The sequence below is a fragment of the Rhizobium sp. 16-488-2b genome, assembly GCF_017741815.1.
In the GTDB taxonomy this organism is placed as follows: domain Bacteria; phylum Pseudomonadota; class Alphaproteobacteria; order Rhizobiales; family Rhizobiaceae; genus Rhizobium.
The window spans coordinates 129,707-152,157 of sequence record NZ_JAGHMF010000015.1; the positions used below are offsets into that span (position 1 = coordinate 129,707).

The window sequence follows — 22,451 nt, forward strand, 5'->3', positions numbered from 1 at the left end:
GTCCTGTGAGTTGGTGCAAATAGTCGCAAGGCGCGACAATATGACCAAGGCTCTAACGGAAATGCCGAGGAAGGGACACCGAAAATATGCAGATGATGAAATATTCATCATCACATCATCAATTCTGATCGATCACTCGGCCGCCTGACCGAGCGCCTTGCCTGTCTTGGAGACACGCACCCTGAGAAGAAACACCAACGTGGCGATCAGGATGAAGAACGCCGCCATCAGGAACGGCGCGCCCGCGAAGGTGACCGGCGCATCCGGCTTGGTGAAATAGCCGAACATCTGCGTGAAGATCAGCGGACCGATGATCGTCGTGATGCTGGAAAGGCTCGTCAGCGCCCCCTGCAGCTCGCCTTGCGCCGAGGGCGGAACCTTGCCGGCCGCGATGCTTCGCAGCGGCGGATCGGCGATGTTTTCCATCACGGTCAGCACGATGACCGCATAGACCACCCATCCCTCCCAGGCGAATGCATAACCCGTGAGGCCCACCACAGAGAAACAGAGCCCGACCACCGCTGTCTTCCATTCACCGAGAACGGGCACGATCCTCGGCAGCACCAGCGCCATGACGACGGCGGCACCGATCCCGTAAATGCCGAGCGAAAGCCCGATCTCGCCCTCGCTCCAATTGTAGCGGTAGCTGGTGACGAACGACCAGACAGCAGGATAGACCGCATGCGCCAGCCAGAACAGGAACATGACGGCGGCGATCCAGCCGATACCGGGATAGTTTCGCATCTGCTTCAACGCGCCGAGCGGATTGGCGCGCTTCCATTCGAAACGGCGCCGGTTTTTCGCATCGAGCGTCTCGGGCAGCAGGAAGCAGGCCGCGACGAAATTGAGGAACGACACCGCAGCCGCGCCATAAAACGGCACGCGCGGCCCGAACTCGCCGAGAAAGCCACCGATGACGGGGCCGACGGTAAAGCCGACGCCGAAGGCGATGCCGATGAGGCCGAAATTCTTGGCGCGGTTCTCTTCGTTGCTGATGTCGGCGATATAAGCCGAGCAGGTCGCGAAGCTGCCGCCGCTCAAGCCAGCCAGCATGCGGCCGATGAACAGCATCCAGAAACTAGTCGCCACCGCGCAGATCAGATTGTCGATGGCGAAGGTCAGAACCGAAAGCAGCAGCACCGGCCTTCTCCCGAAGCGATCGCTCAGATTGCCGAGCAACGGCGCGAACAGGAACTGCATGCCGGCATAGACAACGAGCAGCCAGCCACCATCGAGCGCCGCATCGCTGACGGAACCGCCGGTCAGCTGCTCGAGATAGACTGGTAGCACCGGCATGATGATCGCGATCCCGATCACGTCGAGAAACAGGATCATGAAGACGAGGAAAAGGCCGCGGCGGACGAACTTGGGATCAAGCATGCGAGGTCTCTACAGCTGTTTGTTTTCTGAAAAGACGATCTCATCGCCGCCCGTTCTACATACCGCAGGCAAAACAGCGAAACAATACGTGAACATTTCAATTGTTTTGATAGGCTCACGACTTCCGTTGATGGCGAACCGGAACAAAGCGCGCACCTAACTCTGTTTTTGCGGTTCCGCCTTTATGAAGTCGACGAAGGCGCGCAGCGCCGCCGGCATATGGCGGCGGCTTGCGTAATAGAGGAAAGGCCCGGAGAATTCCGTTACCCACTCCTCCAGAATGAGCTGCAGCCGCCCGGCCTCAACCTCGGGCATGACCACCTCCTCGAAGGTGCGCATGATGCCGAGGCCGGCAACCGCAGCGCCTACCTCGATCTCCAGCGCATTGGCAGACACCTGCCCCGTCGGCGTGATCATCAGCGTCTCGCCATCCCGGTCGAACTCCCACGGCGTCGCGCTCGTGCCGCTCAAGAACCGGTGGATGATGCAATCGTGGTCGATCAGGTCGCGCGGATGCTTCGGCATACCGCGACGCTTCAGATAATCGGGCGACGCGGCCGTCACATAGCGCTGCCGGCGCGGACCGATCGGCACGGCGATCATGTCGCGCTCCAGCCGCTCGTCATATCGAATGCCCGCATCATAGCCGGCGCCGAGCACGTCGATGAAACTGTCCTCGCCGATCACCTCGATCCGCACCTTCGGATAGGCCTTCAGAAAACGGTTGATGATATCGGACAGGAAGGAGCGCGCTGCGATGGTCGGCACGTTGAGCCTGAGCGTTCCGGATGGTCCCTCACGGAAGCTGTCGAGTTGCCCGAGCGCCGACGCGACCTCCCCCAACGCCGGCGCCAGCCGTTCGAGAAGCCGCTGCCCGGCCTCCGTCGGCGTCACGCTGCGCGTCGTCCGGTTGAGAAGCCGCACCCCGAGCCGCTCCTCCAGCCGTCGCAGCGAATCGCTGAGCGACGACGCAGAAACGCCCCGCTTGCGCGCCGCCGCGCGAAAGCTGCGCTCTCTGGCGATTGCCGTGAAGGCATCGAGGTCGCTGAGTGGAAGATCATCCATTGTGCATTTTCCCGCACGATCGGCTCAAATTGAGCCGAACTATCGCACAAGGATACACGAGACGAAAGCCGGTGAACGCGGCCCCGGAGCCGGGACCGCTAGCCGTCAGACCGGACCGGAGAAGGTGTCACAGGCCTGCATCTGACCGGTGTCGAAGCCCCGCTTGAACCATTTCACGCGCTGCGCCGATGTACCGTGGTTGAAGCTCTCGGGCACGACATAGCCCTGGCTACGCTTCTGCAGCGTATCGTCACCGATCTGTTGCGCGGCATTCAGCGCCTCCTCAAGGTCGCCCGCTTCGAGAATACCCTTCTGCTGGGTGAACTTGCCCCAGATGCCGGCGAAGCAATCGGCCTGCAGTTCGACGCGCACCGACATCTTGTTGGCGTCGGCCTCGCTCATGCGCTGACGCGCCTCGTTGAACTTTGGCAGGATGCCGAGCAGGTTCTGCACATGATGGCCAACTTCGTGCGAGACGACATAGGCCTCGGCGAAATCGCCGGATGCACCGAACTTGCGGCTGAGCTCGTTGAAGAATGCCGTATCGAGATAGACCTTGCGGTCCTGTGGGCAATAGAACGGCCCGGTCGCGGCAGATGCAAAACCGCAGCCCGACTGCGTCTGTCCGGAGAACAGCACCAGCTTTGGATCTTCGTATTCGCGTCCCATCGATTGGAAGATGCCCTGCCACGTATCCTCGGTCTCGGCGAGCACCGTGCGCACGAAGGCGGTCATCTCGTCGTTGGCGGGTGTCTGGCTGCCGCCAGACTGGCTCTGCTCGTAACCCGGGCCACTGGACATGCCGCCATCCATCATCTGTAGGAGGTCGATGCCCATGGCCTTGAAGATCAGATAGAGCACGACGAGAAAGATGATGGTGCCGATGCTGAGCCCGCCACCGCGCCGGCCCATGCCGCCGCCGGACGGGAAGCTGAAGCCGCCCCCTCGTCCCAATCCACCCATGGAAGGATCACCGCGACGATCCTCGATATTGTCGGACTGACGCCGGCCTTTCCATTCCATGATGATCTCCCCGCAGAGACTGCTTGCTCTCTCATCCCTTATATATCCGGGAGAGTGGGAAATTCCAGCCGATTTCAACCACGCGTATCCGCCCTTCGCGGCCACGACAGGCGCTTGACGCGCGCCTTGCTTTCGCTCCTTCTGCACGAGTGAGATATCGGAGGAGAACTGGGCATGAAGGCAGTGCGGCTGGAAGCAATCGGGAGACTCTCGTTCAGTGAGGTGGAAAAGCCAAGCCCCGGTCCGGGCGAGCTGCTTGTCCGCGTCGAGGCCTGCGGCATCTGCGGTACCGACAGGCACCTGCTTCACGGCGAATTCCCCTCCAGACCACCCGTCACGCTCGGCCACGAATTCACCGGCATAATCGAGGAGACCGGCCCCGCCGTCAGCGGTTTTCGAAAGGGCATGCGCATCACCGGCGACCCGAACATCTCCTGCGGCCAATGCGACCAGTGCCAGCGCGGCCGCGTCAATCTTTGCCGCAACCTCCAGGCAATCGGCATCAGCCGCGACGGCGGCTTCGCGGAGTATGTGATCGTCCCGCAAAAGCAGGCCTTCGCCCTGCCCGACGATCTCGATCCCGTCCACGGTGCCTTCTGCGAACCGCTCGCCTGCTGCCTGCACGGTGTCGATCTGGCCGAGATCAGGACCGGCTCATCTGTGGTCGTATTGGGCGGCGGCGTCATCGGACTGCTGGTCGTGCAACTCGCGCGCCTTGCCGGCGCCACAGACGTCGTGCTCGTCACCCGCAGCGCCGACAAGCGGCGGCTGGCCGAAAGCCTCGGCGCCACAGCAACCGCCGACCCAACTGACGGCGACGTCATCAAACACATCACCGCGCCGGATGGTCTGCTGCCGGGCGGCGCCGATGTCGTCATCGAATGCGCCGGCGTCGCCGAGACCGTCGAGCGGGCCCCTGCCCTTGCCCGTCATGGCGGCACGGTCGTGATTCTCGGCGTCATGCCGCAGGGCGCGAAAGTGTCGATCGAGCCCTTCGACCTGCTGTTTCGCGAAATCAGGCTGATCGGCTCCTTCATCAACCCCTTCACCCACAGGCGCGCCGCGGACCTCATCGCATCTGGCACGATCAAGGTCGAAGCGCTGATTTCGCGCCGTATCGGGCTTGCCGAAGCGGTGGAAGCGATCAGCAATCCGGCCCGTCCCGGCGAGATTCGCGCCCTCGTTTTACCTAGCCTCGGCTAGCCCTTTCCGATTCCTGTCGATTCCGTAAATTATGGGGTTCCGTTCACGGATACATTTGCCTATAAGCCGCTTCTAGCCTGAAAAGACCATCATATGCGCGACCCGGCCGGTGCCTCCCACCCTGGCCGGCTTTCTGCGCAGCTAGGAAACGGAAAAAAGCCCATGCCGAAGCGCCAAGACATCAAATCGATCCTCATCATCGGCGCAGGACCGATCGTCATTGGCCAGGCATGCGAGTTCGACTATTCCGGCACACAGGCCTGCAAGGCGCTGAAGGAGGAAGGCTACCGCGTCATCCTCGTCAACTCCAACCCGGCCACGATCATGACCGACCCGGGCCTTGCCGACGCAACCTATGTCGAGCCGATCACCCCTGAAGTTGTCGCCAAGATCATCGCCAAGGAGCGCCCCGACGCGCTGCTGCCGACCATGGGCGGCCAGACCGCGCTCAACACCGCGCTGTCCCTGAAGCGCATGGGCGTTCTCGACCGCTACAATGTCGAGATGATCGGCGCCAAGCCGGCCGCCATCGACATGGCCGAAGACCGCGCTCTGTTCCGCGAAGCCATGGACCGCATCGGCCTCGAAACCCCGCGCTCGATGCTCGCCAACGCCACCGACATCAAGGATGCCGACCGCAAGACGCATGAAGCCGAGCGCAACAAGCTGAAGGAAAGCCTCTCGGGTGCTGAACTCGACAAGGCGCTCGACGCGCTGGAAAACCAGTGGAACCTCGGCGAGACCGACCGCAAGCAGCGCTACATCAGCCACGCCATGGCGATTGCCGCACAGGCGATCGACGTCGTCGGCCTGCCCGCCATCATCCGCCCCTCCTTCACCATGGGCGGCACCGGCGGCGGCATTGCCTATAACCGCTCGGAGTTCTTCGAAATCATCGGCGGCGGCCTCGATGCCTCGCCGACGACGGAAGTCCTGATCGAAGAGTCGGTTCTGGGCTGGAAGGAATATGAAATGGAAGTCGTCCGCGACAAGGCGGACAACTGCATCATCATCTGCTCGATCGAAAACATCGACCCGATGGGCGTCCACACAGGCGATTCCATCACCGTCGCGCCGGCACTGACGCTGACCGACAAGGAATACCAGATGATGCGCAACGCCTCGATCGCGGTTCTGCGCGAGATCGGCGTTGAAACCGGCGGCTCGAACGTTCAGTTCGCAGTCAACCCGAAGGACGGCCGCCTCGTCGTCATCGAAATGAACCCGCGCGTCTCGCGCTCCTCGGCTCTCGCATCGAAGGCAACTGGCTTCCCGATCGCCAAGGTCGCCGCCAAGCTCGCTATCGGCTACACGCTCGACGAACTCGACAACGACATCACCGGCGGCGCGACGCCGGCCTCGTTCGAACCGTCGATCGATTACGTCGTCACCAAGATCCCGCGTTTCGCTTTCGAGAAGTTCCCGGGCGCCTCGCCGGTTCTGACCACGGCCATGAAGTCGGTCGGTGAAGTCATGGCGATCGGCCGCACCTTCGCCGAATCGCTGCAGAAGGCCCTGCGCGGCCTCGAAACCGGCCTCACCGGCCTCGACGAAATCGAAATCCCCGGTGTCGAAGAAGGCGAAGGCAGCCAGAACGCCATCCGCGCCGCCATCGGCACGCCGACGCCTGATCGCCTGCGCATGGTCGCCCAGGCACTGCGCATGGGCATGAGCCCCGAGGAAGTGCACGAAGGCTGCAAGATCGACCCGTGGTTCATCGCCCAATTCAAGGCGATCATCGACATGGAAGCCCGCGTTCGCGAACACGGCCTGCCCACCGATGCCGCCAACCTGCGCACGCTGAAGGCCATGGGCTTCTCCGACGCCCGCCTCGCTACACTGTCAGGCAAGCGCCCGAAGGAAGTTGCCGAACTGCGCAATTCGCTGAACGTCCGCCCGGTCTTCAAGCGCATCGACACCTGCGCCGCCGAATTCGCTTCGCCGACCGCCTACATGTATTCGAGCTACGAGACGCCCTTCGTCGGCGCCGCCCGCTCGGAAGCCGAAATCTCCGACCGCAAGAAGGTCGTCATCCTCGGCGGTGGCCCGAACCGTATCGGCCAGGGCATCGAGTTCGACTATTGCTGCTGCCATGCCGCGTTCGCTCTGCGCGACGCCGGCTATGAAGCGATCATGATCAACTGCAACCCGGAAACGGTCTCGACCGACTATGACACCTCCGATCGCCTCTACTTCGAGCCGCTGACGGCCGAAGACGTGATCGAAATCCTGCGCGCCGAGCAGGAAAAGGGCGAAGTCGTCGGCGTCATCGTGCAGTTCGGCGGCCAGACGCCGCTGAAGCTCGCCGAAGCGCTTGAGAAGAACGGCATCCCGATCCTCGGCACCGCGCCCGATATGATCGACCTTGCCGAAGACCGCGATCGCTTCCAGAAGCTCCTGATCAAGCTCGACCTGACGCAGCCGAACAACGGCATCGCCTACTCGGTCGAACAGGCCCGCCTGGTCGCCACCGAAATCGGCTTCCCGCTGGTGGTTCGCCCGTCCTACGTTCTGGGTGGCCGTGCCATGCAGATCATCCACAACGAGAGCATGCTGCAGACCTATCTGCTCGACACCGTTCCGGAACTCGTGCCTGAAGACATCAAGCAGCGTTATCCGAACGACAAGACCGGCCAGATCAACACGCTGCTCGGCAAGAACCCGCTGCTCTTCGACAGCTACCTGTCGAACGCCATAGAAGTCGACGTCGACTGCCTCTCGGACGGCAAGGACGCCTTCATCGCTGGCATCATGGAGCATATCGAGGAAGCCGGCATTCACTCCGGTGACAGTGCCTGCTCGCTGCCGCCACGCACGCTCTCATCCGAAATGATCGACGAGCTCGAGCGTCAGGCAAAGTCGATGGCCAAGGCTCTCAACGTCGTCGGCCTGATGAACGTCCAGTTCGCCATCAAGGACGGCACCGTCTACGTGCTGGAAGTGAACCCGCGCGCCTCGCGTACCGTTCCCTTCGTGGCCAAGACCATCGGCGCCCCGATCGCCAAGATCGCCGCCCGCGCCATGGCCGGCGAAAAGCTCGATCCGCTGTTTGCCGCCTATGGCGAAAAGCCGGATCCGCGTAACCTGAAGCACATCGCGGTCAAGGAAGCCGTCTTCCCATTCGCCCGCTTCCCCGGCGTCGACACGCTGCTCGGCCCGGAAATGCGCTCGACCGGCGAAGTCATCGGCCTCGATACCGATTTTGCGCTGGCCTTCGCCAAGTCGCAGCCCGGCGCCAGCGTCGAGTTGCCGCGTGACGGAACGGTCTTCGTATCGGTACGCGACGACGACAAGCCGCGCGTCCTTCCGGCGATCCGCATGCTGGTCGAACAGGGCTTCAAGGTTCTAGCCACCGGCGGCACCGCCCGCTTCCTCGCCGAAAACGGCATCGAGGCCGTGAAGATCAACAAGGTGCTTGAGGGCCGTCCGCACATCGAGGACGCCATCCGCAACCGTCAGGTCCAGCTGGTCATCAACACGACCGACTCGAACAAGGCGATCTCCGACTCCAAGTCGCTTCGCCGCGCGACGCTGATGCAGAAGGTGCCTTACTACACCACCATGGCCGGCGCCGAGGCAGCCGCCCAGGCAATCAAGGCGCTCAAGGCCGGCAACCTCGAGGTTCGCCCGCTGCAGAGCTACTTCGCCTAAGATATCAAGGCCGGCCGTGATCCTTCACGGCCGGCTTTTTCGCCGCGCCGCTGCCAGCGTGACGACACGCTGGAGTGTCGCAAAACGCGACAATCCACCTGAGATTTCAAACCCTTCGCGATCATGTTACGATATCCCCACACGTGAGGGGCATCGATGGGCAAGAATATCGTCATTCTGTTCGATGGCACGTCGAACGAAATCTCCGCCGACCGCACCAATATTCTGAGGCTGTTCGGCGTTCTCGACCGCAGCGACAGGCAGATCGTCTATTACGATCCCGGCGTCGGCACTTTCGGCGCCGCCAATGCATGGTCCAACGCCTACCGCAAGACGGTCGAACTCTGGGGCCTGGCAACCGGCTGGGGCCTCGATCAGAACGTCAAGGAGGCCTACCGCTTCCTCGTCGACAATTACGAGCCCGGCGAACCGGGGGACGATCAAGAGTATCGGGACCGCGACAACATCTACATCTTCGGCTTCAGCCGCGGTGCCTATACGGCGCGGGTGCTGGCAGGCTTCGTCCACTCGCTCGGGCTGATGAGCAAGTACCACGTCAATCTCATCGACTACGCCTACAACACCTACAAAGGCATCTCCGAAAGCGAGCAGCAGCAGGGCGGAGCGGATGCCGCCGATGTCGATTGGGACGCGCCCTCTGCCTTCAAGACCATGCGCCTCTACGAGCGCACGCTGAAGACCGACCGCCCGCCGATCAAGCTGCTCGGTCTCTTCGACACCGTTTCCTCGGTCATTGTTTGGGGCAAATGGCGCCCGCAGCTCCTGACGCTTCCCTTCACCGATCGCAATCCGAGCGTGGAAGTAGTCCGCCACGCGCTCGCCATCGATGAGCGGCGGACCATGTTCAATCCGCTGCCATGGCGGCCGGGACAGGACTACTGGGGCGGCCCCTTCAAGCCGCCGGCCCCGCCCCCGCAGAATGTGAAGGAAGTCTGGTTCTCCGGTGTCCACGGCGATATCGGTGGCGGCTATCCGGAAGCGGAGAGCGCCGCGATCAAGATACCGCTCGCCTGGATGATCGCCGAGACCCGAAGCACCGGCCTCACCTATAACGAGGACGCGGTCAAGGAACTCGTCCATGGCGACAACCCGACGAAGAGCTATGTCCGGCCGGCCCCAACGGCACCGCTGCACGACTCCATGAACTGGGCATGGAAGCTGCTCGAATATGTGCCGAGGCGTGTGCCGATCACCTCCTGGCGCAAGCGCGGCGACACGACGCGCATCTACCTGCCGCTGGCCGACCGTCGATTCATCCCCGACGGCGCCTCGCTGCACCAATCGGTGATCGACCGATTGTCATCGACGACAGCACCGCCCTACGCGCCGCCGAACCTGCCGCTGCGCTTCGAGATGGAGCCCTGGAGCAACGACAGCCCGCCACCGTCAGAAGATTCGGAGGTCGTTCCGATCACTCCGGCCGCTTGAAATAGGCCTCGAGCCGGTACCCATCCGGATCGATGATGAAGGCAGCATAATAGAACTGGCTGTAATCCGGCCGCACGCCCGGCGCACCATTGTCGGTTCCGCCATTGGCAAGCCCGGCCGCGTAAAAGGCATCGACGGACTCTTCCGACGGCGCCATGAAGCAGAAATGCAGCCCCGACTCCATATCAGGCGCCACAGGCCGCGCAACCTCGCCGACCCAGAGCCCCACCCGATCGGCGCCATAGCCGCTGACATTGCCGAAGTTCGTCAGCCGCTCATAGCCGAGCGGCGCCAGCGCGGCATCGTAAAACGCCTGCGACTTCTCAAGGCTCTTCACACCAATCGACACATGATCGAACATAAACGGTCTCCAGATTGCTTTGCCGGCAACGCTACAACATTCGCGCCGAAGCGCCATGGCAATTCGCAAGGCGCGCGATCGTCATGCCGCCATGCCCGCCATCAGCTCCCGCACCCGCACCATATCCGCCCGAAACAGCGCCATCTCCTCCGCCTTCAACCGCTCGTCTGGAATGCGCAGCAGATAGGACGGGTGGACGGTGACGAATAGCGTCCGTTCCTTCCCCATCCTGATGGGCTGCCCCCTGATATCGGACAGCTTGTGTTTGGTATCCGTCAGCGCCGTAAGCGCGGTGGCGCCCATGGCGACGATCAGCTTCGGCTTGATAAGTTCGATCTCCAGATTGAGCCACCAGCGGCAATGGGTGACCTCGCCCATATTCGGCCGCTGGTGGATGCGGCGCTTGCCGCGCGGCTCGTATTTGAAGTGCTTCACCGCATTGGTCACATAGACCGACTGCCGGTCGATCCCCGCCTCGCCGGCCACCTGGTCGAACACCTTGCCCGCAGGCCCGACGAACGGCCGGCCGGCGAGATCCTCCTGATCCCCCGGTTGCTCCCCGACGAACATCACCTTCGCATCTTCAGGCCCCTCGCCGAACACCGTCTGCGTCGCCTTCTCATGCAGCGGACAGCGCGTGCAGACGGCCGCCTCCTCGCGCAGCGACGCCAGCGTGCCCACCGGCGCCCTTGGTGCTGCGGGCACGCGGCGTGCGGCTTCCTGCAACCGGTCGTGAAACGGCAGCGGCTCGCTCGCCTGGCGCTTGGCCATATCAAGAACCTTGCTTTCCGCGTCGGCGATCATGCCGGGAATGAGATCGGCCTCTGGCAGGTTCTTCCAGTATTTCTTCGGCATCTCCGCCTGCATCGCCTTCACCTTCAGGCGCGCCGGATTGAAGATATTGGCATAGTACGTCCGCCACAGCTGGTCGGCCGGATCGGTGAGATCGGGCTTCTCGCACGGATCGTGGCTGACGGTCAGTTTCTCGCCATCCCAGGCAGCCGAGCCCTTGGGCGTCGCGATCACCCAGTCCATGTCGTTGAACCGCTTCTGGAAGAACGGCGCCTTGCGGGCGACGATGTGATGATCCGGCTCGAACCAGGCGAGAAACTTCCGCCGCCCGTTGAGCGAAATCCCCGAGCCCACCTCCTTGAACCGCACGAAGGCCGTCATCTTGTGGGCGTCGCGGCGCACGCTTTTGTCCATGGCCCGCGCCCGCGCCACGTCCTCGTCCGAGGCGACATCGAGCAACGACCGATCGCTTTGCAGCCGCCAAAGCAGCCGGTAGAGGAGATAGAAGCGCATCGGAGCGCTATGGCAGATCACGGCTTCCGCAAGCCCGATAAAGGCGGGCGGCACCGTCAGCGGCTTGGAGGCATCGAGCGTCGGCAGCTTCGGTAAGGTATCAGGCGCGGCAAACAGATCCGTCTCGCGATACCGCTCCCGCCACTCGATCTCCTCGGGCGCAACACCGGATGCCGCCAGCCGCCGTGCCGCGTCGCGCCACTCGGCCAATTCTCCCCGGCCCTCCAGCAACACGGTAATCATCACAGCAACGACAATTGTTCCGGCTTCGGCTCGAACATCGCCCTTAGATCCGGCCGGTCGATCAGCCGGCGCGGCGACCAGCCCTCGGCCGAGATGAACGCCTGCACCTTCTTGATGGACACGCCGAGCCGCGTCAGGTCTTCGATCCGCAGCCGCCTGAAACGGCGCGCCGAGAGGATCGATTTCACCGTCTTCGTTCCCAACCCCGGCACCCGAAGCAGCGTCTCGCGCGGCGCCCTGTTGATATCAACCGGAAAATCGTTGCGGTTGCCAAGCGCCCAGGCAAGCTTCGGATCGAGATTGAGGTCGAGCATCCCGCCCTCCTGCGAGGACGTGATCTCGTCGATGCCGAACCCATAGAAACGGTAGAGCCAGTCGGCCTGATAGAGCCGGTGCTCGCGCATCAGCGGCGGCTTGATCAGCGGCAGGTTCTTCGACGAGTCGGGAATGGGGCTGAAGGCCGAGTAGTAGACGCGCCGCAGCCCGTAGCTTCCGTAAAGCTGCGCGCTGGTCCCGAGAATGGTCGCGTCATTGGCGCCATCGGCCCCAACGATCATCTGCGTGCTCTGCCCACCAGGCACGAACCGCTTGCGCCGCTTGGTCTGCAGCGTCGGCTCGGAAGCCGCCTCGATCTTCAATCTCAAATCGCCCATCGAGCGGCGAATGCTGGCCGGCTTCTTCTCCGGCGCCAGTTGCGCGATGCCGCGATCGGTCGGCAGCTCGATATTGAGCGACAGACGATCGGCATAAAGCCCCGCCTCTTCGATCAGATGTGGCGAGGCCTCGGGAATGGATTTCAGATGAATGTAGCCTCGGAAATTATGCGTGGTGCGCAGCTCGCGCACGATCCGCACCATCTCCTCCATCGTGTGGTCGGAAGAGCGGATGATCCCTGAGGATAGGAACAGCCCCTCGATATAATTGCGCCGATAGAACTCCAGCGTCAGCCATATAACCTCCTCGGGCGTGAACCGCGCCCGCTCCACATTGCTGGACGAGCGGTTGATGCAATAGGCGCAGTCGTAGATGCAGAAGTTGGTGAGCAGGATCTTCAACAGCGAAATGCACCGCCCGTCCGGCGCATAGGCGTGGCAGATGCCCGCACCTTCAGTCGAACCAAGCCCGCCGCTCTTGCCGGAATCGCGCTTGGTGGTTCCGCTGGAGGCGCAGGAGGCGTCATATTTGGCCGCGTCCGAGAGGATGGCCAACCGCTCTTCGAGTGACTTCTTCATACCAGTGTTCACTATATGTTCCATCACTAACAGTCAAGAAAAGCCGCCATGGATCGATGTTTTTCAAGTTTGACGCGAAAAGCCATGAGGGGTTGCAAGTCGCTTCATCGAATTCTCTGGAAATCGACGGAGGCAATCTGCTATAAACGAAGCAGATAGAGTTTTTGCATGGTTCCGAAGTTCCCCTTCGGGACCTGTTTTCTTTTGTGTCTCTGCCTAGCCGACACAAAGACTGAAGGACAAGAAAATGGTTGATAAGGTACCGATGACGCAGGGTGGTTTCGTCAAGCTGCAGGAAGAGCTGCGCTGGCGTCAGCAGGAAGAACGCCCGCGAATCATCGAGGCGATTGCCGAGGCCCGCGCACACGGCGACCTCTCGGAAAACGCCGAGTACCACGCCGCCAAGGAAGCGCAGAGCCACAACGAAGGCCGCATCGGCGAGCTCGAGGATCTGACGGCGCGCGCCGAAGTCATCGACCTCTCCAAGATGTCCGGCAGCACGATCAAGTTCGGCGCCAAGGTGAAGCTCGTCGATGAGGACACCGAGGAAGAAAAGACCTACCAGATCGTCGGCGACCAGGAAGCCGACGTGAAGGCCGGCCGCATCTCCATCTCCTCCCCGATCGCCCGTGCGCTGATCGGCAAGGAAGTCGGCGATTCCATCGAGGTCAACGCGCCCGGTGGCTCCAAGGCTTACGAAGTTCTGGCCATCACCTGGGGCTGAGGACCTTGGCGGATCGCGGCCGATCGCACATCGTCGATATCGCTGACGTCGAAATCATAGCGCCGAACTTCAAGAAGCGTCTGTCAGGCGTGACATCGACGATCATCCAGCTTGTCCCGGTCCAGCGGGCGCTCGGTCAGAAGATCGCGGCGCTCGGGCCAGGCCTGCCGGCATCGATCCCGCATATCCGCTTCCGCGACCTTTTGAGACTGTGGCGCGCGCCCTCGATCCGGCCCTTCCGCGTCTGGCACGCCCGCCGCAACATCGAGATGCTCCCTGCCCTCATCATGCGCGACCTCCTGCGCATGAAGCTGAAGATCGTCTTCACCTCCGCCTCGCAGCGCAAGCACAGCGGCTGGACGAAGTTCCTCGTCTCGAAGATGGACGCGGTGATCGCGACCTCGGGCAAGACGGCGAACTATCTGGAAGTCCCTAGCACCGTCATCCTGCACGGCATCGACACCGCCCGCTTCTCGCCGCCCTCCGATAAGGCGCAGGCCAAGCGCGAATGCGGCCTTGATCCGGACAAGAAGATCGCCGGCTGCTTCGGCCGCGTCCGCCACCAGAAGGGCACCGACCTCTTCGTCGATACCATGCTGCGGCTTCTCCCCGACCATCCTCAGTGGAGCGCCATCATCGCCGGCCGCGCCACGGCCCAGCATGTCGAGTTCGAAAACGGCCTGAAGGCAAAGGTCGCCGCCGCCGGCCTCTCGGACCGCATCCTCTTCGTCGGTGAGCACACCAACATCAACGACTGGTACCGCGCGCTAGATCTGTTCGTTGCGCCGCAGCGCTGGGAAGGTTTCGGCCTGACCCCGCTCGAAGCCATGGCCTCGGGCGTGCCTGTTGTCGCAACCGATGTCGGCGCTTTTCCCGAGATCGTCACGACCGGCGACCAAGGCGCAGGCATGATGATTGCCCGCGACGATCTCGACGCGATGGCAAAGGCCGTTTCAGCACTCATGGATGATGAAAGCCGCCTGGCACGGCTCGCCGCCAATGCCCAGACGCATGTCATGGAAAACTTTCGCATCGAAGGCGAGGCCACGAAGCTGAAGGCCGTCTACGACAGCCTCGGCTGAGACAACTCAGACTTCGGTCAATCCGAGCTTCTTGATCTGGCGGATCGTCAGCATGGTGCGCACGGTGTCGACATGTTCGTTGGCGGTCAGCACCTCGATGACGAAGTCCTGGAACCGCGTTAGGTTTTCAGCCACGCAATGCAGCAGGAAGTCGCTGTCGCCCGAGACCATCCAGGCCTGCCGCACCAGCGGCCACTGCGTCGTCGCCGCGGCAAACGCCTTGAGGTTGGCTTCCGACTGATGCTTGAGACCGACCATGCAGAAGGCGACGAGATCGAAGCCCAGCTTCGGGCTGTTCAGCATCGCGTGATAGCCTTCGATGACGCCGGACTCTTCCAGCTTGCGCACACGCCGAAGACAGGGCGGCGCCGAGATGCCGACCCGGTCGGCGAGCTCGACGTTGGTCATGCGGCCATCCGCCTGCAGCTCACGCAAGATCTTGATATCGATGGCGTCCAGTTCAGCGCGAACCAAGCGAGTGCCTTTCTTTAAAATCGTGAATCCAGCTTCTATATAAAGCGGCACAATACGCAAGAATCTTTCCCTGAGATGACGGAATCTTGCACATCCACACCGAATGCCTTGTTGGTAACGCAAGGCTGCCCTTGAATAAAAGCATTGGTCGTTCATAAATAACGCATGGACGCGTGATGGCCGTATTCGCCTTATATCCAGCGCGTCCAGCCAGTTGAAAGGAAGTCTCATGTCCGCCCGCCACACCAAGGTGCTCATCATCGGTTCCGGCCCCGCCGGCTATACCGCTGCCGTCTATGCGGCGCGCGCGATGCTGAAGCCGGTCCTGATCGCAGGGATGGAGCAAGGCGGACAGCTGATGATCACCACCGACGTCGAGAACTATCCGGGCTTCGCCGATCCGATCCAGGGCCCTTGGCTGATGGACCAGATGCTGCAGCAGGCGAAGCACGTCGGCGCCGAGATCGTCAACGACATCGTCACCGAAGTCGAGATGAACCAGCGCCCCTTCGTGGCCCGCACCGATAGCGGCCAGGTCTGGACCGCCGACACGCTGATCATCGCCACCGGCGCCAAGGCCAAGTGGCTCGGCATCGAAAGCGAGCAGACCTTCCAGGGCTTCGGCGTCTCCGCTTGCGCTACCTGCGACGGCTTCTTCTATCGCAACAAGGACGTGATCGTGGTCGGCGGCGGCAACTCTGCCGTCGAGGAAGCGCTGTATCTCTCGAACATCGCCAAGACCGTGACGGTCGTTCACCGCCGCGACAGTTTCCGTTCGGAAAAGATCCTGCAGGAACGCATCTTCGCCAAGGAGAACGTCAAGATCCTCTGGAACACCGAGATCGCCGAAATCACCGGCGCGCCGGCCAAGCCGCCGATGCCGCCGTCCGTCTCTGGCGTTCGCCTGCGCGACACGCGCACCGGCGCTGTTGCCGACCACACGATCGACGGCGTCTTCGTGGCGATCGGCCATGCGCCGGCAACCGAGCTCTTCAAGGGCAAGCTGAAGCTGAAGGACAACGGCTACCTCTGGACCGCACCCGATTCGACCGCGACCTCGGTCGAGGGCGTTTACGCGGCCGGCGATGTCACCGACGATACCTTCCGCCAGGCGATCACGGCCGCCGGCATGGGCTGCATGGCAGCGCTTGAGGCCGAACGTTATCTCACGGGCCAGCTGCCCGTCGCCGTAGCTGCGGAGTAATATCGGCATGAGGGGTGGTGGAATGCCGTTGGACTGGGACAAGCTGCGTATTTTCCACGCAGCTGCCGAAGCCGGTTCGTTCACGCACGCGGCCGACAAGCTGCATCTGTCCCAATCCGCGATCAGCCGTCAGGTGAGCGCGCTGGAGCAGGACGTCGGCACCAAGCTGTTCCACCGCCACGCCCGCGGCCTCATACTCACCGAACAGGGCGAGCTGCTCTACCGCACCGCCCATGACGTGCTCTTGAAGCTCGAAACCGTGAAGATGCAGCTCACCGAGACGACGGAAACGCCGTCAGGCAAGCTGCGTGTCACGACGACCGTCGGCCTCGGCCAGGGCTGGCTCACGGACAAGATCCAGGAGTTCATGCAGCTCTATCCGGATGTTCAGATCCAGCTCATCCTCGACAACGAGGAAGTGGATGTGAACATGCGCTACGCCGATTGCGCGATTCGTCTTCGCCAGCCGCAGCAATCCGATCTCATCCAGCGCAAGCTGTTCACCGTGCACATGCACGTCTACGCGGCCCCCTCCTATATCAACCGATATGGCGAGCCGCAGGCGGTCGAGGATCTCGACAACCACCGAATCATCACCTTCGGTGAACCGGCGCCGAACTATCTGCTCGACGTGAACTGGCTTGAAATCGCCGGCCGCTCGTCGGACAACAAGCGCATTCCGCACCTGCAGATCAACAGCCAGACCTCGATCAAGCGCGCCTGCCTGCTCGGCATGGGCGTCGCCTGCCTGCCCGACTACATCGTCGGCCGCGACCCGGGTCTGATTCAGCTGCCGATCAACGCCGACGTGCCGTCCTTCGACACCTATTTCTGCTATCCCGACGAAATGAAGAACGCCGCCAAGCTCAAGGCTTTCCGCGACTTCATCGTCAGCAAGGCCAGAAACTGGAGCTTCTAACTGATTTTGCGACGAAATTGGCAGCCGTGCAGAGCGCGCATGCCTGACATGCACAAAAATTGGTTGCCGGCTGCACATTAAAACACCATATCAACCTCAGCTGATGCACACGGTGGCTTTTCCTCCCAGTTCCACCGCATTAGCTGTTCCCCTCTGGAGGTTTAGACCTTCATACCTATAAAGGGCCCCGAGCTTTCGGTGGCCCTCTTTTTTTGCCTTGATTTGCCCTAATTTTCCGCATCGCAGCAAAAAATGCTGCATTGCATAGCAGGCATGCGCAAAAGGGCATTGAAATCTGCCCGCCAAAGCATCATATCGCACTCAGTTGATGCACATGGCGGTTCTCTCCCAGTGCCGCTGCATTAGCTGTTCCCCTCTGGAGGTTGAATAACCTTCACACCTTAAAGGGCCCCGTTCATTCGGTGGCCCTCTTTTTTTGCTTAAAATTTAACCACGGAAAAAATCGCACGCGTCGTTCGCGCATGTCTTGAACATCGAAAACCGTCGATCCATATATCGGTAAGAAACGATTTATGGATCGGCAAACGACGATGGACAACGACGAAATCCTGAAAGCGATATCCCATCCCAAGCGGATGGAAATCTTGAACTGGCTGAAGAACCCCGAAGAGCATTTCTCTTCGCAGGAGCACCCACTCGAAATGGGCGTCTGCGCCAGCCAGTTCGAACGCTGCGGCCTCTCGCAATCGACCGTATCCGCCCATCTGGGCACGCTCAGCCGTGCCAATCTCGTGACCACGCGCCGCGTCGGTCAGTGGATATTCTACAAGCGCAACGAAGAAACAATCGCTGCCTTCCTCAAGCAACTGGCACAGGATCTCTAAACATGCCCCTCGCCCTCCTCGTCCTGGCGCTCAGCGCTTTTGCGATCGGCACGACCGAATTCGTCATCATGGGCCTGCTGCCCGAAGTCGCCACCGACCTTGCGGTGACGATCCCGCAGGCCGGCTGGCTCGTTACCGGTTATGCGCTCGCGGTCGCCGTCGGCGCCCCTGTCATGGCGGTCTCCACCGCGCACCTGAAACGCCGCACGGCGCTGATCGCGCTCATGGCCTTCTTCATCGCCGGCAATCTGCTCTGCGCGTTGGCGCCGAGCTATTGGGTGCTGATGATCGCCCGCGTTGTCACCGCGCTCTGCCATGGCGCCTTCTTCGGCATCGGCTCCGTCGTCGCCGCCAGCCTTGTGGCGCCGGATCGCCGCGCTCGCGCCGTAGCGCTGATGTTCACCGGCCTGACGCTTGCCAACGTGCTCGGCGTGCCGCTCGGCACCGCCATCGGCCAGGCATTCGGCTGGCGCTCGACCTTCGCGGTCGTCACCGTCCTCGGCATCATCACCATCGCCGGCCTGATCGCCGTCCTCCCCAGGGACAAACAGGAAGAACAGGGCAACATCTTCCGCGAGATCGCCGCCCTGAAGAACGGCCACCTCTGGCTGGCGCTGTCGACCACCGTCTTCTTCGCCGCCTCGATGTTCGCGCTCTTCACCTACATCGCGCCGCTGCTGCGTGACGTCACCGGCCTGTCGCCACAGGGCGTCACCTGGACGCTGTTCCTGATCGGCCTAGGCCTCACGGTCGGCAACCTGCTCGGCGGCAAACTCGCCGACTGGAAGCTTGGGCCGACGCTCGCCGGCGTCTTTGCGATGATCGCCGTGACCTCGGTCGCCTTCGGCTTCACCAGTCCCTATTTCATCGCCGCCGAAATCACCCTCTTTATATGGGCCGTGGCGACCTTCGCCGCCGTCCCCGCGCTGCAGGTCGGCGTCGTGCACTTCGGCAAAGATGCGCCCAATCTGGTCTCGACGATCAATATCGGCGCCTTCAACACCGGCAACGCGCTCGGCGCCTGGGCTGGCGGCATGGCCATCGAGCTCGGCTTCGACATGACCCGTGTACCGCTCGTCGCCGCCTTCATGGCCCTGATCGGCCTTGTCGTCACGGCACTTACCTATCTCTCCGCCAAGGGCAAGGCAGCCATGCCCGCCCCGGCTGAATGATCCTTCCAACGCCCCCAAACCACTAGCACCACCGAAAGGACTTCCCATGAGCAAGCTCTTCGAACCGACGCAGGTCGGCGACATCACCGTCAAGAACCGCATCGTCATGGCCCCGCTGACCCGCAACCGCTCGCCGGGTGCCGTGCCGAACGACCTCAACGTCGAGTATTACACGCAGCGCGCCTCCGCCGGCCTGATCGTCACCGAAGCGACCGCGATCACCCACCAGGGCCAGGGCTATGCCGACGTCCCCGGCCTCTACAGCAAGGAAGCCCTGGATGGCTGGAAGCGCGTGACCGACGCCGTGCACGCCCATGGCGGCAAGATCGTCGTCCAGATGTGGCATGTCGGCCGTATCTCGCACACGACGCTGCAGCCGAACGGCGGCAAGCCGGTCTCCTCCAGCAACAAGACCGCCAAGTCGAAGACTTATCTCGTGAACGCCGACGGCACCGGCAGCTTCGCCGAGACATCCGAGCCGCGCGCGCTTGAAACCGCCGAGATCGCAGGCATCGTCGAGGATTACCGCAAGGCTGCCCGCGCCGCGATCGACGCCGGCTTTGATGGCGTCGAGATTCACGCCGCCAACGGCTACCTGATCGACCAATTCCTGCGCGCCGACATCAACGACCGCACCGACCAGTATGGCGGTTCGATCGAAAACCGCGCCCGCTTCCTGTTCGAAGTGGTCGATGCGATCACCAAGGAAATCGGCCCGCGCGTCACCGGCATCCGCATCTCGCCGGTCACCCCCGCCAACGACGCATCCGACGCCGCGCCGCAGCCGCTCTTCGACTACGTCGTCGAGGGTCTGGCAAAGTACGACCTCGCCTTCATCCACGTCATCGAGGGCGCCACCGGCGGTGACCGCAACTTCCAGCAGGGCGACAAGCCCTTCGACTACACCGGCCTGCGCGCCGCCTATGAAAAAGCCGGCGGCAAGGCAAGCTGGATGGTCAACAACGGCTATGATCGCCAGCTCGCCATCGACACCGCCGAAAGCGGCAAGGCCGACCTGATCGCCTTCGGCAAGCCCTTCATCGCCAATCCCGATCTCGTGGAGCGCCTCAAGGCCAACGCCCCGCTCAACGAACTCGACCAGGCCACCCTCTATGGCGGCGGCCCGAAGGGCTACATCGACTACCCGGCCCGCGAAAAGGTCGCCTGATCGACACCAAGCCTCGAAATCCCGCCACCCGGCGGGATTTCTCTTTCTAGACCCACGCCATTTCCCTTTCCGGCCGCGACCGGCTAGCATCTCACACATGTTCAAGCCCTCTCTCGACCGCTGGCATCTCACCCCTGACGGCGAGCCTGTCGTCACCCACTCCAGCAACCTCCTGCCCGTCCTGTGGCGCGGCAAGCCGGCCATGCTGAAGCTGAGCGCCGACGAAGCCGAGCGATCGGGCGCCGCGGTGATGCATTGGTGGGACGGAAACGGTGCGGCGAAGGTCTATTGCCACGACGCCGATGCCATCGTGCTGGAGCGCGCCCAAGGTCGCCGCTCACTACTCACCATGGCCGCTGAAGGCGAGGATGACGAGGCAAGTCGCATCCTCTGCAACACCGTCGCCAAGCTGCATGCCCCACGCCAGACACCGAAGCCACCGCTCATTCCCCTTGCCCGATGGTTCCGTGATCTCGCACCGGCCGCCAGCAAATACGGCGGCGTCCTCACCGAGTGCCACGACATCGCCACCGCCCTGCTCGCCGAACCGCGCGACGAGACCGCCCTGCACGGCGATATCCACCACGGCAACGTCCTCGATTTCGAAGAACACGGCTGGCTGGCGATCGATCCCAAGGGCCTGGTTGGCGAGCGCGGCTTCGACTATGCCAACATCTTCGCCAACCCGGAACTCTCGACGGTCACCGATCATGATCGGCTTCGTCGCCAGCTGCCAATCATATCCGCTGCCGCCAACATCGAGCCCGCACGCCTGCTGCGCTGGATCGCCGCCTATTGCGGCCTCTCCGCCGCCTGGTTTTTCGATGACGGCATGCTGTCGGAAGCGCAGAGCCCGCTGACGGTCGCCCGCATCGCGCTCGCGGAACTAAGCCAAGGCTAGCCGCGCGGCGCAACTGCGCCCGCCGTCTCACCTTCCCTCCGCCCCTCAAGGCAGCCGAGCGACGTCAATGTCATCCTCACAGCCTCATCAACAGGCGTGCGCGGCTCGAAACCGAGTTCGGCCACCAGCCGCTCATTGCTCATCCGGATCGGCTCGCGCCAGAGATAGCGCATCTCCTTCAACTCGCGCATGAAGGTCACGAAGGGTGCCGCCAAGGGCACGACGAACCAGGGAAATCCCCGCACCTTCACCCGCCCGCCAACGGCGCGCCTGATCGCCTCGACCATCTGCTGCCCATCGCGATCCCAGAAGCCGTCCATGTGATAGACGGCGAAGGCGGGCAGCCGCTCGCGGCGCTCGACCAACTGCACCATCGTCTCCGCCACGTCAGGCAGATAGGCCCACTGATGCCCCACGCCCTTGCGCGCCGGGTTGGTCACGGTGGAAACGGGCTTGCCCGGCGTGATCATGCCCTGCGAGAACCAGCTACTCCCCGCCCCCGGCCCGAAGAAATCGCCGGCGCGCACGATGATGACGGGCGCCCCATCACGCGATCCGGCCTCCAGCCGCTTTTCCATCTCGACGCGGATGCCACCCTTCTTCGTCACCGGATGCTGCGGGCTATCCTCGCGCAGAACAGGAAAGGCATCCGGCCCGAAATTGTAGACCGTGCCGGGAAGCACGATCGTTGCGCCGACCGACTTGGCGGCCGCGATCGTGTTGTCGAGCATCGGCAGCACCAGCTTCTCCCAGTCGCGATAGCCGGGCGGATTGACGGCGTGCACGATCAGGCTCGCTCCTTCAGCGGCTGCCATCACATCGGCGGCACGCATCGCGTCACCTTGCACCCAGTTCAAACAGGGCTCGGCGGCGCGCGCCTTCTCCACATTGCGGTTGAGCGCGCGGACATGCCAGCCGCGCGAAACAAGCTTGCGGGCAACCGCGCCGCCAATACCACCGGTTGCTCCGAGTACAAGTGCGATCTGCTGTGTCATCATCGTCTCCATCTGTTGATGGTCAGATGATGCGCCCATGCAGAGATAAACGAAA

General features: G+C 62.5%; 19 protein-coding genes. 11 read left to right on the plus strand and 8 right to left on the minus strand.

Going from position 1 to position 22,451, the window contains the following annotated elements:
• Positions 1–132 precede the first annotated feature (132 nt).
• The 3 genes from J5286_RS15200 to ypfJ form a co-directional block, all read right to left on the minus strand.
• Entirely contained in the window at positions 133–1,380 is a 1,248-nt protein-coding gene (locus tag J5286_RS15200) for a TCR/Tet family MFS transporter (protein ID WP_113236388.1), read from the minus strand.
• 156 nt (positions 1,381–1,536) lie between these two features.
• On the minus strand, positions 1,537–2,445 hold the full coding sequence (locus tag J5286_RS15205; protein ID WP_209191148.1) for a LysR family transcriptional regulator: 909 nt from the start codon (positions 2,443–2,445) through the stop codon (positions 1,537–1,539).
• A 105-nt stretch (positions 2,446–2,550) separates the two neighbouring features.
• Positions 2,551–3,468, minus strand: a complete 918-nt coding sequence (gene ypfJ / locus J5286_RS15210; RefSeq protein ID WP_209191149.1) for a KPN_02809 family neutral zinc metallopeptidase — start codon at positions 3,466–3,468, stop codon at positions 2,551–2,553.
• Positions 3,469–3,642: 174 nt separating this feature from the next.
• On the opposite strand from ypfJ, the gene J5286_RS15215 reads away from it, so the two are divergent.
• From J5286_RS15215 to J5286_RS15225, 3 genes are all read left to right on the plus strand, one after another.
• Complete coding sequence (locus J5286_RS15215; protein WP_209191150.1) at positions 3,643–4,671, plus strand: zinc-dependent alcohol dehydrogenase family protein; 1,029 nt, start codon at positions 3,643–3,645, stop codon at positions 4,669–4,671.
• Between the two features lie 162 nt (positions 4,672–4,833).
• Positions 4,834–8,322, plus strand: a complete 3,489-nt coding sequence (gene carB, locus J5286_RS15220; RefSeq protein WP_209215359.1) for a carbamoyl-phosphate synthase large subunit — start codon at positions 4,834–4,836, stop codon at positions 8,320–8,322.
• A 156-nt stretch (positions 8,323–8,478) separates the two neighbouring features.
• Positions 8,479–9,771: a T6SS phospholipase effector Tle1-like catalytic domain-containing protein gene (locus tag J5286_RS15225; protein ID WP_209191151.1), complete on the plus strand. Its 1,293-nt coding sequence runs from the start codon at positions 8,479–8,481 to the stop codon at positions 9,769–9,771.
• On the opposite strand, the gene J5286_RS15230 is transcribed toward J5286_RS15225, so the two are convergent.
• From J5286_RS15230 to J5286_RS15240, 3 genes are all read right to left on the minus strand, one after another.
• Positions 9,755–10,132 (minus strand): VOC family protein, encoded by a 378-nt coding sequence (locus tag J5286_RS15230; RefSeq protein ID WP_209191152.1) that lies wholly within the window; start codon positions 10,130–10,132, stop codon positions 9,755–9,757. The two genes, J5286_RS15225 and J5286_RS15230, sit on opposite strands and share 17 nt — an antisense overlap.
• Before the next feature lie 81 nt (positions 10,133–10,213).
• A complete protein-coding gene (locus J5286_RS15235; RefSeq protein ID WP_209191153.1) occupies positions 10,214–11,680 on the minus strand; it encodes a UdgX family uracil-DNA binding protein in 1,467 nt (488 codons plus the stop codon).
• Positions 11,680–12,912, minus strand: coding sequence for a putative DNA modification/repair radical SAM protein (locus J5286_RS15240; RefSeq protein WP_112535436.1), 1,233 nt, complete (start codon positions 12,910–12,912; stop codon positions 11,680–11,682). The genes J5286_RS15235 and J5286_RS15240 overlap by 1 nt, the downstream gene beginning before the upstream one ends.
• A gap of 247 nt (positions 12,913–13,159) precedes the next feature.
• Here J5286_RS15240 and greA point away from each other — a divergent pair, with 247 nt between their 5' ends.
• Positions 13,160–13,636 carry a transcription elongation factor GreA gene (greA, locus tag J5286_RS15245; RefSeq protein ID WP_018897430.1) on the plus strand — a complete coding sequence of 159 codons (477 nt, stop codon included), beginning with the start codon at positions 13,160–13,162 and terminating at the stop codon, positions 13,634–13,636.
• 29 nt (positions 13,637–13,665) lie between these two features.
• Positions 13,666–14,718: a glycosyltransferase family 4 protein gene (locus J5286_RS15250; protein WP_209191311.1), complete on the plus strand. Its 1,053-nt coding sequence runs from the start codon at positions 13,666–13,668 to the stop codon at positions 14,716–14,718.
• Between the two features lie 6 nt (positions 14,719–14,724).
• Here the strand turns inward: J5286_RS15250 and J5286_RS15255 are convergent, their stop codons facing one another.
• On the minus strand, positions 14,725–15,192 hold the full coding sequence (locus tag J5286_RS15255) for an Lrp/AsnC family transcriptional regulator (RefSeq protein ID WP_018897428.1): 468 nt from the start codon (positions 15,190–15,192) through the stop codon (positions 14,725–14,727).
• Positions 15,193–15,421: 229 nt separating this feature from the next.
• On the opposite strand from J5286_RS15255, the gene trxB reads away from it, so the two are divergent.
• From trxB to J5286_RS15285, 6 genes are all read left to right on the plus strand, one after another.
• Entirely contained in the window at positions 15,422–16,396 is a 975-nt protein-coding gene (gene trxB, locus J5286_RS15260) for a thioredoxin-disulfide reductase (RefSeq protein ID WP_209191154.1), read from the plus strand.
• A 22-nt stretch (positions 16,397–16,418) separates the two neighbouring features.
• Positions 16,419–17,315 (plus strand): LysR family transcriptional regulator VtlR, encoded by an 897-nt coding sequence (locus tag J5286_RS15265; protein WP_018897426.1) that lies wholly within the window; start codon positions 16,419–16,421, stop codon positions 17,313–17,315.
• 551 nt (positions 17,316–17,866) lie between these two features.
• Positions 17,867–18,160: an ArsR/SmtB family transcription factor gene (locus tag J5286_RS15270; RefSeq protein ID WP_047506019.1), complete on the plus strand. Its 294-nt coding sequence runs from the start codon at positions 17,867–17,869 to the stop codon at positions 18,158–18,160.
• Positions 18,161–18,162: 2 nt separating this feature from the next.
• Positions 18,163–19,332 (plus strand): MFS transporter, encoded by a 1,170-nt coding sequence (locus J5286_RS15275; protein WP_209191155.1) that lies wholly within the window; start codon positions 18,163–18,165, stop codon positions 19,330–19,332.
• Positions 19,333–19,378: 46 nt separating this feature from the next.
• Positions 19,379–20,500: an alkene reductase gene (locus tag J5286_RS15280; RefSeq protein WP_209191156.1), complete on the plus strand. Its 1,122-nt coding sequence runs from the start codon at positions 19,379–19,381 to the stop codon at positions 20,498–20,500.
• A 97-nt stretch (positions 20,501–20,597) separates the two neighbouring features.
• On the plus strand, positions 20,598–21,401 hold the full coding sequence (locus tag J5286_RS15285) for an aminoglycoside phosphotransferase family protein (RefSeq protein ID WP_209191157.1): 804 nt from the start codon (positions 20,598–20,600) through the stop codon (positions 21,399–21,401).
• On the opposite strand, the gene J5286_RS15290 is transcribed toward J5286_RS15285, so the two are convergent.
• On the minus strand, positions 21,398–22,396 hold the full coding sequence (locus J5286_RS15290; protein ID WP_449090020.1) for an SDR family NAD(P)-dependent oxidoreductase: 999 nt from the start codon (positions 22,394–22,396) through the stop codon (positions 21,398–21,400). The genes J5286_RS15285 and J5286_RS15290 overlap by 4 nt on opposite strands.
• Between the last annotated feature and the right edge of the window lie 55 nt (positions 22,397–22,451).